Origin of the sequence: Roseomonas nitratireducens (genome assembly GCF_017813355.1) — a bacterium.
Lineage (GTDB): Bacteria > Pseudomonadota > Alphaproteobacteria > Acetobacterales > Acetobacteraceae > Neoroseomonas > Neoroseomonas nitratireducens.
This window is the reverse complement of sequence record NZ_JAGIYZ010000012.1, coordinates 144,404-157,553: the sequence shown is the minus strand read 5'-3', so window position 1 is coordinate 157,553 and position 13,150 is coordinate 144,404. Positions and strand designations below refer to the sequence as shown.

At 72.3% G+C, this 13,150-nt stretch carries 12 protein-coding genes; 3 read left to right on the top strand and 9 right to left on the bottom strand.

Going from position 1 to position 13,150, the window contains the following annotated elements; all coding sequences use genetic code 11:
- Nucleotides 1–46 precede the first annotated feature (46 nt).
- Nucleotides 47–286 (top strand): hypothetical protein, encoded by a 240-nt coding sequence (locus J5Y09_RS13905; RefSeq protein WP_209352400.1) that lies wholly within the window; start codon nt 47–49, stop codon nt 284–286.
- Between the two features lie 18 nt (nt 287–304).
- Here J5Y09_RS13905 and aliB read toward each other — a convergent pair whose 3' ends face one another.
- Nucleotides 305–1,471, bottom strand: a complete 1,167-nt coding sequence (gene aliB / locus J5Y09_RS13900) for a cyclohexanecarboxyl-CoA dehydrogenase (protein ID WP_209352399.1) — start codon at nt 1,469–1,471, stop codon at nt 305–307.
- An 88-nt stretch (nt 1,472–1,559) separates the two neighbouring features.
- Entirely contained in the window at nt 1,560–2,327 is a 768-nt protein-coding gene (fabG, locus tag J5Y09_RS13895; RefSeq protein ID WP_209352398.1) for a 3-oxoacyl-ACP reductase FabG, read from the bottom strand.
- A gap of 49 nt (nt 2,328–2,376) precedes the next feature.
- On the opposite strand from fabG, the gene J5Y09_RS13890 reads away from it, so the two are divergent.
- Entirely contained in the window at nt 2,377–2,892 is a 516-nt protein-coding gene (locus J5Y09_RS13890) for a MarR family transcriptional regulator (protein WP_209352397.1), read from the top strand.
- Nucleotides 2,893–2,895: 3 nt separating this feature from the next.
- Here J5Y09_RS13890 and cuyB read toward each other — a convergent pair whose 3' ends face one another.
- Entirely contained in the window at nt 2,896–3,603 is a 708-nt protein-coding gene (cuyB, locus tag J5Y09_RS13885; RefSeq protein WP_209352396.1) for a cysteate racemase, read from the bottom strand.
- Nucleotides 3,600–4,361: a sulfite exporter TauE/SafE family protein gene (locus J5Y09_RS13880; RefSeq protein WP_209352395.1), complete on the bottom strand. Its 762-nt coding sequence runs from the start codon at nt 4,359–4,361 to the stop codon at nt 3,600–3,602. The genes cuyB and J5Y09_RS13880 overlap by 4 nt, the downstream gene beginning before the upstream one ends.
- Nucleotides 4,362–4,435: 74 nt before the next feature.
- Between J5Y09_RS13880 and J5Y09_RS13875 the strand changes: the two genes are divergently transcribed.
- A complete protein-coding gene (locus tag J5Y09_RS13875; protein WP_209352394.1) occupies nt 4,436–5,266 on the top strand; it encodes a sulfite exporter TauE/SafE family protein in 831 nt (276 codons plus the stop codon).
- A 15-nt stretch (nt 5,267–5,281) separates the two neighbouring features.
- Here J5Y09_RS13875 and J5Y09_RS13870 read toward each other — a convergent pair whose 3' ends face one another.
- From J5Y09_RS13870 to J5Y09_RS13850, 5 genes are all read right to left on the bottom strand, one after another.
- The gene (locus J5Y09_RS13870; protein ID WP_245217110.1) at nt 5,282–6,913 is read right to left on the bottom strand and encodes a long-chain-fatty-acid--CoA ligase; all 1,632 of its coding nucleotides are present in this window, start codon (nt 6,911–6,913) and stop codon (nt 5,282–5,284) included.
- 85 nt (nt 6,914–6,998) lie between these two features.
- Nucleotides 6,999–8,153, bottom strand: coding sequence for an MFS transporter (locus J5Y09_RS13865; RefSeq protein ID WP_209352393.1), 1,155 nt, complete (start codon nt 8,151–8,153; stop codon nt 6,999–7,001).
- A 17-nt stretch (nt 8,154–8,170) separates the two neighbouring features.
- On the bottom strand, nt 8,171–11,242 hold the full coding sequence (locus J5Y09_RS13860) for an efflux RND transporter permease subunit (RefSeq protein ID WP_209352392.1): 3,072 nt from the start codon (nt 11,240–11,242) through the stop codon (nt 8,171–8,173).
- 12 nt (nt 11,243–11,254) lie between these two features.
- Nucleotides 11,255–12,337, bottom strand: coding sequence for an efflux RND transporter periplasmic adaptor subunit (locus tag J5Y09_RS13855; protein WP_209352391.1), 1,083 nt, complete (start codon nt 12,335–12,337; stop codon nt 11,255–11,257).
- Nucleotides 12,338–12,403: 66 nt separating this feature from the next.
- On the bottom strand, nt 12,404–13,036 hold the full coding sequence (locus J5Y09_RS13850) for a TetR/AcrR family transcriptional regulator (RefSeq protein ID WP_209352390.1): 633 nt from the start codon (nt 13,034–13,036) through the stop codon (nt 12,404–12,406).
- Nucleotides 13,037–13,150: the final 114 nt, after the last annotated feature.

Below are 13,150 nucleotides of genomic sequence, written 5' to 3'. Positions count from 1 at the left end.
CGGGCGTTGCGAGTGATTCGCAACTAGCCTTCCGGAGGTTGTCGGCATGGGCCGTGATTTCAGCCACATCGCGCGCCGCTGCGAGCGAGCCGTGGTCACGGCCTATCGCGAATTGCGCGAGCAGGGTGCCGGGGATTTCAGCGCCTTCGGCGCCTGCACCGCGCTGTACCGCATCCACCACCCGGAATCCTCGGTGAACGAGGCCCGTCGCCTCGTCGCCGAATGGATCGACCACCACATCGTCCGCGCCGAGGCGGGGCCGACCGACGGCTGCGGCTGCGACTGAAACCGGCGCCGGCGCGACCTAGCCGCGCCTGGCGTATTGCACCGCGTCGCGCCCCGCCCTTTCGCGCGCGACGATTAGCTTCATGATCTGCGCCGTGCCGTCGCCGATCTCGAGCCCCATCACGTCCCGCAGCCGCTGCTGGTGCGGCAGGTCCTTCGACCAGCCATAGTGCCCGTGCGTCAGCAGGCATTGGTGGATCACGTCGCGCGCCGTCTTGGGCCCGAGCCACTTGCACATCGCGGCCTCGGCCGTGTGCGGCGCGCCTTCGTCGCGCAGCCGCAGCGTGTGGTAGCAAAGCTGCCGCACGGCCGCGACCAGCCCCTCGCCCTCGGCCAGCGGGAAGCTCACGCCCTGGTACTGCGCGATGGGCGCGCCGAAGGCCTCCCGTTCGCGCACATAGGCCCAGGATTCGTCGAGCGAGGCCTGCGCCGTCGCGCAGCATTGCAGCCCGATCAGCGCGCGCGAATAGTCGAAGCCCTGCATCACCTGCACGAAGCCCATCCCTTCCTCGGCCAGCCGGTTCGCCGCGGAGATTCGCACCTCGTCGAGGAAGATGGAGCCGCGGCCGATCGCCCGGCTGCCGAGGTCGTCGAAGCGCGTCGTCGCCACCCCCTTCGCGTCCATCGGCACGAGGAAGGCCGAGACGCCGCGCGCCCCCGCATCCGCCGCGCCGGTGCGCGCGAAGATGATGGCCGCATCGGCCTGGTCGGCCATGCTGATCGAGGTCTTCTCCCCGTGCAGCACGTAGTCCCCGCCGTCGCGCCGGGCCTGCAGCTGCAGGTTCGCCGCGTCCGACCCGCCGCGCGGCTCGGTCAGGCCGATCGCGACCAGCGCCTGACCGGCCACGATGCGCGGGATCCATGCGCGCGCGAGGTCCGGCGACGCATGGCGGGCGAGGATCTGCCCGTTGAGCGAGGCGAGCAGCGGGATGTAGGCGACGTTGATGTCGGCATGGGCGATCGCCTCGATGGCGAGGCCCGCGGTGACGGAGGGCGCGCCGAGCCCGCCGAGCGCCTCGGGCAGGTCGGCGCCGATCAGGCCGAGCGCGCCCATCTCGGCCACCAGCTCGCGCTCGACGCGGCCGGCCTTCTCCCGCGCCATGTAGCCGGGCGCGATGCGCTCGCGGGCGAAGCGGCGCGCGGCCTCGGCGATCTCCCGCTGCTCGGGGCTGAGCGCCGTCGTCACCGGCGGGGCTTCCTCGCCTGCGGGCGGTCGATGGCGGCGGGCGCGACGCCGCCAGCCTCGGCGCAAGGCATGGTCATGGGCCGCTCCCTCATCCCGCCATGGTCAGGCCGCCGGAGACGCTGAGCACCTGGCCGGTGACATAGGCGGCGTCGTCGGAGGCGAAGAACAGGATCGCGCCGGGCAGGTCCTCCGGCGCGCCGATGCGGCCCATGGGCACGGCGCGGCGGAAGGCTTCCTCGAGCTTCTCGGGATTGCCCGCGCCCTGCTTGTAGCCCTCGAACAGCGTGGTCGCGGTCGGCCCGGGGCAGACCACGTTCACCGTGATGCCCTGGCGGGCATGTTCGCGCGCGAGCGTCTTGGAGAAGCCGAGCAGCCCCGCCTTGCAGGCGGCGTAGACCGCCTCCCCCGAGGAGCCGACGCGCGCCGCGTCGGAGGCGATGTTGACGATCCGCCCCGCGCGGCGCGCGACCATGCCCGGCAGCACGGCATGATGCATGTTGAGCGCGCCGATCAGGTTCACCTCGATCAGCCGCCGCCATTCCTCCGGCGTGCTGTCGGCGAACAGGCGGAAGACGTCCCAGCCGGCATTGTTCACGAGCACGCCGACGGGCCCGAGCGCCTCCTCGGCCGCCGCGACGGCGGCGCGCACGGCGGCATGGTCGGTGATGTCGCAGGCGAAGGGTCGGGCGGTGCCGCCTTCCGCGGCGATGGCGTCCGCCAGCCGCCCGGCGGCGGCCGCGTCGATGTCGAAGATCGCGACGCGCGCGCCCTCGGCCGCGAAGCGCCGGCAGGTGGCGCTGCCGATGCCGCCGGCGCCGCCGGTGACGATGACGGTCCTGTCGCGCAGCCCGCGCATGGCGTTTCCCCGCTGGTCTTGTTGATATGACAATACTATGATGCATTCCATGGAAACTGGCAATGCATTGATGGAACGCCCGGGCGCGCCCGGCGCCGAGGCGCGGTTCGACGTGGCCAACCGCCTGTTCCTGCGGCTCTACCAGGCGTCCAACCTGATGCACAAAACCGGCACGCGCGCGGTCGGCGGCTTCGGCGCGACCACGCAGCAATGGGCCGTGCTGGGCGCGCTGTCCCGCCCCGCGGCGCGCGGGCGGGGCATGACGGTGAAGGACCTGATCGCCTTCCTGATGGTCAGCCGCCAGAACCTGACCGCCGTGCTCGACCGGCTGGAGGAAGCGGGCCTGGTGGAGCGCATCCGCACGGCGGGAGAGGACGGCCGCCTGCGCCATGTGCGCCTGACGCCGCGGGGCGAACGCCAATGGGGCGAGATGCTGGGCGCCATCCGCCGCTACTACGACGCGGCGCTGGCCGACTTCACCACCGAGGAATGCGTACTGCTGTTCCGGCTGCTCGACCGGCTGCGCGACGGGCTCGCCGCGCTCGAGGCGCCGGACGATGCCTGAACGCTACCCCGCAGGCTTCGCCCAGCCGATCGCGGCGCGCGCCAGCGCGTCGATAGTGTCCGCCACGGGGAAGGGCAGGGCGGGGCCCGCGGAGATGCCGAGCGGGATCTCCGTGCAGCCCAGCACCACGGCCCGCGCGCCGCGCGCGACGAGGCGCGTCGCGGCCTCGGCGAGCGGGGCGTAGGCCTCCGCGACGCGGTTCGCCTTCACCTCGTCGATCGCCGGCATGACGACGCGGTCCATCTCCTCCGTCTCCGGCACCAGGACCTCGTAGCCGCGCCCTTCGAGCCGTTCCTGGTAGAGCCGCATGGCGAGCGTGCCCTTGGTGGCGAGCAGCCCGATCCGGCCGTCATGCGCGCCAAGCCGGCGCAGCTCGTCCGCCGCGGCCTCGACGATGTGCAGGATGGGCAGGCGCGTCGCGTCCTGCATCGCCGCGAACCAGCCATGGGCGGTGTTGCAGGGGATGGCGACGGCGCCGCAGCCGGCCGCTTCCAGGCCGCGCAGGCCGCGCAGCAGCCAGGGCAGCGGGTCCTCGCCGCCCGAAAGCCGCGCCGCGGTGCGATCCGGCACGCGCGGGTCGGACCAGAGGATGGCCGGGATGTGGTCCTGGTCCCGCGTCGCGGGTGTCAGCAGCGTCAGCCGCTGCATGAAGGTCGCACCGGCGAGCGGCCCCATGCCGCCCAGCACGCCGAGCATCCGCGCCTCGCTCATCCCATCACCCCGTCCCAGGTCAGCTTCACGCCCGTGACCAGCAGCAGTCCGTAGAGCAGCCGGTAGAACAGCGCATCCGACACGTGCTTCTGCATCCAGATGCCCAGATACACGCCCGCCGGCGCGAGCGGCAGCAGCACGAGGCTCGTCGCGAGGTTGCCCAGCGAGAGATTGCCCAGGAACCAGTAGGGCACGAGCTTCACGTAGTTCACCACGCCGAAGAAGACGACCGTCGTCGCCGCCATCACCTGGCGGTCGAGCCGGCGCGGATAGAGGTAGATCGCGAGCGGCGGCGACCCCGCATGCGCGATGGTGCTGGTGAAGCCCGACCCCGCCGCGCAGATCACCGCCTTGACGGGGTTGTGCGGCGCGGCCGCCGGCGCCTGCCCGCGCCGCGCGAGCCAAAGCGTGCGCGCGAGGAACAGCAGCGTCGTGATGCCGACCATCCCCTTGATGGCGCGGTCGGAGAACATGCTGAAGGCGAGCGCGCCCACCAGGATGCCGGCCAGCGCGCCGGGCACCAGCACGCGCATCTCCCGCTTGTCCCACTTGCCCCACCAGGCGCGCAGCCCGGAGACATCCATCGCGCACAGCAGCGGCAGCGCGATCCCCGCCGCGACGGGCGCCGGCACCGTCAGGGCCATCAGCGGCACGAGCAGGTTGCCCGCGCCCGAGGCGAAGCCGCCCTTGCTGATGCCCGTGATGAGCACCGCCGGAATGGCCAGTATGTAGAACCAGGGATCGAGGATGAAGGGCAAGGCGGGGTGACGCGTCGGTGAGGCTTGTGTATGCCACGCCCCCTTCGTGGCGCCCATCCCGGACCGGAATGCCGATGGAACATCTGAACGACACGACCTGGCTGATCGCGCTCGCCGCCGCCATGGCGGCGACGGGGCTCGTCTCGGGCACGCTGGCGGGGCTGCTCGGCGTCGGCGGCGGCATCGTCATCGTGCCGCTGCTGTTCAACGTGTTTCCCTTCTTCGGCATTCCCGAGAGCATCCAGATGAAGGTCGCGGTCGCGACCTCGCTCGCCACCATCATCCCCACCTCGATCCAGTCGGCGCGCAAGCATCATGCGAAGGGCGCGATGGACATGGCGCTGCTGCGGTCCATCTGGCCGGCGATGCTGGCGGGCGTGCTGCTCGGCACCTTCCTCGCCGTGCATGTGCGCGGGGAAGGGCTGACCGCGGTCTTCGCCATGGTGGCGCTGCTGGTGGCGCTCAACATGGGCTTCACCGGGGTCGACTTCAAAATCACCGACAGCGTGCCGGACGGGCCGCCGCGCCAGGCGCTCGGCATCGGCATCGGGTCGGTCAGCGCCATGATGGGCATCGGCGGCGGGACGCTCGGCGTGCCCTTGCTGTCGATGTTCGGCTACCCGATCCGCCAGGCGGTCGCGACCGCCTCGGCCTTCGGGCTGATCATCTCGATCCCGGCGACCATCGGCTTCGTCTGGGGCGGCTGGAACGATCCGCTGACGCCGCCCTTTTCCCTGGGCTACGTGAACCTGCTGGGGGTCGCGCTGATCGCGCCGGCCTCGATCCTGGCCACGCCCTGGGGGGTGCACCTGGCGCACACCATCCCGCCGCTGTGGCTGAAGCGCGCCTTCGCCGTCTTCCTCTTCGCCACCAGCATCCGGATGTTCTGGTCGCTGGTCACCTGAGCGTCAGGCGGACCATCACCCCGGCGGGCGATGGTCCTTGAACATCTCCCGCAGTTTCGTCTTGAGGATCTTGCCCGTCGCCGTGTGCGGGATCTCGTCCAGCACCACCAGGTCGTCGGGCAGCCACCATTTCGCGACCTTGTCCGCGAGGAACTCCCGCATCTCGGCCAGCGAGGGGGAGAGCACGCCCGGCTTCATCACCAGGATCAGCAGCGGCCGCTCGTCCCATTTGGGGTCGGCCATCGCGACGACGGCGGCCTCCGCGACCCCCGGATAGCCGACCGCCGCGTTCTCGAGCGCGATGGAGGAAATCCACTCCCCGCCCGACTTGATCACGTCCTTGGACCGGTCGGTGATCTCCATGTAGCCGTGCTCGTCCATGGTCGCGACGTCGCCGGTGTCGAAGAAGCCGGACTCGTCGAGGATCTCCTCCTCCTCCCGCCGGAAGTAGCGCCGCGCGACGGCGGGGCCGCGCACCTTGAGCCGGCCGAAAGTCATCCCGTCCCAGGGCAGTTCGCGCCCGGCATCGTCGGTGATCTTCATCTCGACCGAATAGGGCGGCGTGCCCTGCTTGGCCTGCAGGGAGAGCATCGCCTCGCCCGTCAGCCCCGCGACCTCCGGCTTCACCGCGAACAGCGTTCCGACGGGGGAGAGTTCCGTCATGCCCCAGGCATGGATCACGCGCACGCCGTACTTTTCCTGGTAGGCGCGGGTGATGGCGGGCGGGCAGGCGGACCCGCCGATCGCGACGCGCTGCATGGAATCGACGCGCGCGCCCGTCGCCTCCAGGTGCTGCAGCAGCATCATCCAGACGGTCGGCACGGCGGCGGAGAAGGTGACGCGCTCGCGCTCGATCACCTCGTGCACCGAGGCGCCGTCGAGCTTCGCCCCCGGCATGACCATCGCCGCACCCACCATCGGCGCGCAGAGCGGCAGGGACCATCCGTTGGCGTGGAACATCGGCACGACCGGCATGACGCGGTCGCCCGCCGCCAGGCCGAAGGCGTCCACCTGGTTGCACACCATGGCGTGGATCACGTTGGACCGGTGCGAATAGACGACTCCCTTGGGGTCGCCCGTGGTGCCGGAGGTATAGCAGATGCCCGCCGCGGCCTGTTCATCCACGCGCATCCACGCGAAGTCGCCATCGACCTCGGCGATCCAGTCCTCATAGGCCACGGCGTTGCGCAGGCTGGTCTGCGGCATGTGCGCGGCGTCGGTCAGGATGACGAAGCGCTCGACCGCCGGAAGCCTGTCGGCCAGCGACTGAACCAGCGGCACGAAGGTCAGGTCCAGCATCAAGATGCGGCTGCCGGCGTGGTTCATGATCCAGGCGATCTGGTCCTGGAACAGCCGCGGATTGACCGTGTGGTAGACGGCGCCGGCGCCGGTGATGCCGTACCAGGCCTCCATGTGCCGCCATGTGTTCCAGGCGAGCGTGGCCACGCGGTCCCCCGGCCGGATGCCGTCCTTCGCCAGCCGCTGCGCCACCTTCAGCGCGCGACCGCGGATCGTGGCGTAGTCCGTGCGGTGGAAGGGGCCTTCCACCGACCGCGTCACCACGTCGCGCCGCGGGTGCTGGATCGCGGCATGGTCGATGACCGTGTGCATCAGCAGCGGCCAGTCCTGCATCAGGCCAAGCATCATGTTCCTCCCTGCGTCGATCCTTCCGCCCCTGGGATGCGGGCGCCGACGTTCCGGTCGCGGGAGGCTACACGAAATCCCCGCCCCGTCAGCGGGGGGCGAAGCAGCGGCGCGCGAGGAGGAAGGCGGGCACCGCGAAGGCCGCGCCGGCCAGCCCCGCGCCGGGCATGCCGAACACCGCGATGCCGAGCCCGCCCGCCGCGGCACCCCCCGCCTGGCCCAGGAAGATGGCCGAGGCGTTGCACGCCATGACGAAGCCGCGCGCTTCCGGCGCCAGCGTGGCGAGCCGCGCGCCGACCGCCGGGCCGAGCGCGAAAAGACACCCCGCCGAGGCCAGCACCGCCAGCGCCTGCAAGGGCAGGGCGAATCCGCTGCCCGCCAGCAACCCCGCAAGCAGCGCCGCCTGCAGCAGGTTCGCCGCCAGCACGCCGGCGGGCAGCAGCGCCGCGGCACGCGAACCGCGATCGGCCAGCCGCGCGCCGATCGGCAACCCGGCCAGCGACGCGATGCCCACCAGCGCCTGCACCGCCGCGACGCCGCTGCCCGAAAGGCCGGAGACCGCGTTCGTCACCGGCCCGATATAGGCGGCGATGGAAAACACCGCCGTGAAGGCCGCGACGTTCAGCAGCAGCGCCGGCACCACGCCCGGGATGCGCAGCGCCGCGATGCCGCCCGCGGCACCGCCCGCATCGCCCGCCACGCGCGGGACGTAGACGCGGATCGCGATGGCGGCGGCAACCGCGATGATGGCGGCGAAGGCGAAGCAGCCGCGCCAGCCGAAGGCATCCCCCACCACCGATCCGGCCGGGATGCCAAGCAGGAAGGCCGCCGTCGTGCCGCCCACCACCAGCGCCAGCGCGCGACCGCGCTTTTCCGGTGGGGCGAGCGCCACGGCCGCCGCGCTCGCCGCCGGAATCACCGCCGCCGCCGCGACGCCCGCCGCGACGCGCAGCGCGAGCAGCGCGGGAAAGGCCGCGACCGCGACGATGGCGAGGTTGAGTGCCGCGAGCACCAGAAGGGCGAGCACCATCACCCCGCGCCTCTCCCGCCCCGCTAGCAGGGCGGCGACGGGCGGGGCGGCGATGGCGAAGGCGAGCGCATAGACGGTGGCGAGCTGCCCCGCCGTCGCGACCGGAACGGACAGGTCGGCGGCCATCTCCGCCAGCAGCCCGGCGAAGACGAAGGATTGCGTCGCCGTGGCGAAGGAGGCGGCCGCGAGGACCGGGATGCGGGGGGCGGCCATCCTAGCCAGATGGGACGCTATTCGGCCGGCGCCAGCGCCGCGCCCGCCGGCAGCGCCCGCGCCCGCCGCCAGGGCAGGGCGAGCGCGTAGAGCGCCGGCACCACCAGCAGCGTGGCGAAGGTCGCGAGCGAGAGCCCGCCGATCATCGCGATCGCCATCGGCCCCCAGAACACCGAGAGCGTCAGCGGCACGAAGGCGAGCACGGCGGCGAGCGCCGTCAGCAGCACCGGGCGCGCGCGGCGCACCGTGCTCTCGATGATGGCCGCGCGCAGCGCCACCCCGGCCTCCAGGTCCTGCCGCACCTGGTCGACCAGGATCTGCGTGTTGCGCATCACCATCCCCGCCAGGGCGATGACGCCGAGCAGCGCGACGAAGCCGAAGGCCGAATCCATCGCCAGCAGCGCGAAGGCCGCGCCCGGTATGCCGAGCGGGGCGGTGACGAAGACCAGCGCCGTCCGCCCGAAATGCCGCAGCTGGGCCATCAGCAGCAGCAGCATCGCCGCGACCATCAGCGGGAACATCGCGAACAGCGCCGCATTGGCCTTGCCGGATTCCTCGGCCGCGCCGCCCGCTTCGATGCGCAGGCCGACGGGCAGGCGCTCGATGACGGGGCCGAGCCGCGCGGCGACCGCCCCGCTGACATCCGGCGCCTGCAGGCCCGGCGCGATGTCCGCGCGCACGGTCAGGTAGGCTTCGCGGTTGCGGCGGAACAGGATCGGCTCCTCCGCCTCCGGCACCAGCCGCGCGACCTGGGAGAGCGGCACCGGCCCCGCCGGCGTGCCGAGCGAGACATCGGCGAGCGTGTCCATGGTCAGCCGCTCGGCGGCCGGGGCGCGCAGCACGACGTCGACCAGGCGGTTGCCCTCGCGATGCTGCGTCGCCGTCACGCCGCTGAGCAGCAATTGCAGGGAGGAGGCGACCTGCTGCGGCGAGAGGCCGAGTTCGGCGACGCGCGCGCGGTCGAGTTCGAGCCGCAGCGTCGGCGCGCGTTCGCCCCAGGCCATGGAGACGTCGCGCGTGCCGGGGGTGGCGCGCATCACCGCCATCACCTCCTCCGCCGCCGCGCGCAGCGCGGCCGGGTCGTCCCCATGCACGCGGAACTGCACGGGGTGGCCGACCGGCGGGCCGAAATCGAGGCGGGAGACGCGCACCCGCGCCTCCGGCACCAGGCCCTGGTCCACCAGCGCCATCAGCCGCTCGCGCAGCCTTTCGCGCGCTGGGACGTCGCGCGCCTGGACCACGAGCTTGGCGAAGGCCTCGTTCGGCAGGTCGGGATTGAGCGCGAGGAAGAAGCGCGGGCTGCCCTGGCCGACATAGGTGGTGACGAGCCGCGCATCGGCGTCGCCTTCCAGCGCCTGCTCGATCCGCCGCGCGGCGGCGAGCGTGGCACCATGCCCGGCGCCCTGGCGCAGCGTGACGTCGACCAGCAGTTCGAGCCGCGCGGAGGTGGGGAAGAACTGCTTGCGCACCATGCCCATCGCCGCGAAGCCCGCGACCAGCACGACCAGCGTCGCGCCGATGACGATGAAGCGGTGGTCCACGCACCAGCCGACGACGCGGCGGAAGGCGCGGTAGCCCGGCCCGTCATAGCCATGCCCGTGCCCGCCGCGCCTGGGCGTGGGCAGCAGCTTCACCCCGAGCCAGGGCGTGAACAGCACCGCGACGAACCAGGACGCGATGAGCGCGAAGCCCACCACCCAGAAGATGCCGCCGGCATATTCGCCGGCGGTCGAGCGCGCGAAGCCGACCGGCAGGAAGCCCGCGACGGTCACCAGCGTGCCGGACAGCATCGGCCCGGCCGTGGATGTCCAGGCGAAGGTCGCGGCCTTGGCGCGCGTCCAGCCTTCCTCGAGCTTCACCACCATCGCCTCGATGGCGATGATCGCATCGTCCACCAGCAGGCCGAGGGAGAGGATCAGCGCGCCGAGCGTGACGCGTTCCAGCTCCATCCCCGTCGCCAGCATGACGATGAAGACGATGGCGAGCGTCAGCGGCACCGACAGCGCGACGATCACCCCTGCCCGCAGCCCGAGCGAGAGGAAGGAGACGAGCATCACCACGCCGAGCGCGGCGGCGAATTTCAGCAGGAACTCCGAGACGCTCTCCTGCACCACGCCGGCCTGGTCGACGATCTGCGTCACCGCGATGCCGGTCGGGATGACGCGGCGCTCGGCCTCCATGGCGCGGGCGAGGTCGGCGCCGAGCGTCACCACGTTCACGCCGGGCTGCTTGCCCACCGCGAGCAGCACCGAATCCTGGCCGCCCTGACGGATCCCGCTGGAAGGCGGGTCGGCGAAGCCGCGCGTCACCTCCGCGATGTCGCCCAGCCGCAGGGAGCGGCCCTGCGCCGCGACCGGCACGTCGCGGATCGCGGCCAGCCCGTCGAAGCCGCCGCCGACGCGTAGGTGCAGCCGCGTCGCATCCCCTTCCACCACGCCCGCGGGTGCGACGGGGTTGTGGCGCGCGAGCGCATCCAGGATCGCCTGCGGCTGCAGGCCGAGCGATGCGAGGCGCGCATGCGCGACCTCGACATGGATGCGCTGGGGCTGCTCGCCGAAGATGCGCACCTTGTCCACGCCGGGCACGCGCAGCAGGCGCGCGCGGATGCGTTCCGCCTGGCGCACCAGTTCCGCGTTGTCCGCGCCCGTCACGGCGTAGATCGCGGACCAGACGTCGGAATACTCGTCGTCGAAGAAGGGGCCCTGCACGCCGCCGGGCAGGGTGTGGCGCATGTCGCCCACCTTCTTGCGCACCTGGTACCACAGCGCCTGCACCTGGGCTGGCGGCGTCGTGTCCCGCAGCACCACGGTCATCACCGCCTGGCCGGGGCGGGTGAAGGTTTCCACCCGGTCGAGAAAGGCCAGGTCCTGCAGCCGGCTCTCGATCGGGTCGGCGACGTGGCGCTGCATCTCGTCGGCCGTGGCACCGGGCCATTGCGCGGTGACGACCATGACCTTGATGGTGAAGCCCGGATCCTCCGCGCGGCCGAGGCGCAGATAGGCCATGGCGCCGGCCGCGCCGAGCATCAGGATGAGGAACAGCGTCAGCGCGCCGTTGCGCACGCCCCAGTCGGAGAGGTTGAAGCCCATGGCGGCGGCGCCTCAGCGCAGGGTCGCGAGGGCGCGCGTCTGCACGATGCGCACCGGCGTGCCGGGATCGAGCAGCTGCGGGCCGAGGGCGACGACCTTGTCGCCTTCCGCCAGCGCACCGCGCAGCGCGACCTGCGTCGCGCCGAGCTGCGCGACCTCCACCGGCACGGCGACAAGCCGCGCGCCTTCCACCTTCCACACCATCGGACCCTGGCCGCGATCGTGCAGCGCGGAGGCCGGCAGCAGCGCGACCGGCGCGCTTTCCGCGCGCAGCCGGATGGTCCCCGTCATGCCGAGCGCGGCCCAGTCCGGCGCGGCGGGCAGGGCGAAGCGCGCGGCATAGGTGCGCAGCATCGGGTCGGCCTGGGGCGCGACTTCCCGCAGCCGTGCCGCGACCGGCTGGCCTGGCCGCGCCCAGAGTACCGCCTCGGCGGTCGCGGAGAGCAGGCCGGGCAGGGCGCCTTCGGGCACCTGCACCAGCAATTCGCGCTCGGCCGGGTCGGCCATGCGCAGCACCGCCTGGCCTTCCGCCACCACCTGCCCCGATTCGGCGAGCAGCGCGGTGATCACGCCATCGGTCGGCGCGCGCAGGATGGTGTGTTCCAGCCGGTTGCGCGCCAGCGCCAGCGAGGCGCGGGCGGAGGCGGTCCGTTCCTCCGCGCTGCGCGCGGTGGCCTGGCGCTGGTCGTCGAAGGCGGCCGCGACATGCCCCGCGGCGAGCAGCCGGCGGGAGCGGTCGGCATCGGCCTGCGCGCGGCGCATCTCGGCCTCGGCCGCGGCGAGGTCGGCCTCGGCGGCGCGCATGGCAAGCGCGATGTCGGCCGGGTCGAGCCGCGCGAGTTCCTGCCCCGCGACCACGGCGGCGCCGACATCCACCAGCCGGACGGCGATGCGCCCGCCGGCGCGGAAGGCGATGTCCGCTTCCCGCCGCGCGCGGATCACGCCCGCGAAGGCGCGGGGCTGCTCGGCCGGGGCGAAGCGGATGTCCGCCACCTGGACGGGCCGGGGCGGCTCGGGTGCTGCGGCCTGGGGGCCGCTGTCGCGGCAGGCGGGGAGGAAGGCGAGGGCGGCGAGGGCGGGCAGGGCGGCACGCATGGCGGGTCTCCTGGTCTGCGCCGGGAGATCGCATATGGAATGACGAAAGTCAATAATCGTCAGTGATCAGGAATCAGGTCTCAGCCCCCGGACCAGCAGGTCGAGCATCCCGTCCAGCTCGCCGGCCATCTGCGCTTCCTCGACCTGCCGCTTGTCCATCGCGTCCGCGATCAGCACGGGATGCGTCCAGCACAGCGTCGCCTGCTTGAGCATCCGCGCGCCCTCAGCCGGATCCACGGGTGCGAACTCGCCGCGCCGCGCGCCATCTTCCAGCACGCGGGCGAGGGCGGACTCGATGCGCGCGATGAAGGTCGCGATCACGCCCCAATGCTCGCTCATCGCGGCCGAGACCATGTCGTGCATGCGCTTCTGGTCGAAGAACAGCGCCAGGTGTCGCGCGTGCAGCATGCGCAGCATGGCGCGCAGCCGGTCCGCCGCCGCGCCGGGGCCGGCCGCGATGGTCTCGAGGTCGCCGGTCACGCCTTCCAGCAGCCGCGCCGTGATCGCCTCGTTGATCGCGCTTTTGGACGGGAAGAAGCGATAGACATTGGCCGGCGACATGCCGAGCTCGCGCGCGATGTCGGCGACCGCCGTCTTCTGGTAGCCGATGGCGCGGAACAGCCCTTCCGCCACTTCCAGGATCCTCTGGCGGGTGGCGGCGGCGCGATCTTCCTGCGATGCCGGTGCGGGCGAAGCCATGGAGTGAGGGATTCCGTCACGCGTCAGCGCATCATGTAGGCGCCCCGTGCCGGCGCCGCCAGCACCGTTGTTGTCCTCGATCCCGCGCTGCACCATGTATCCTCCCGATCAATA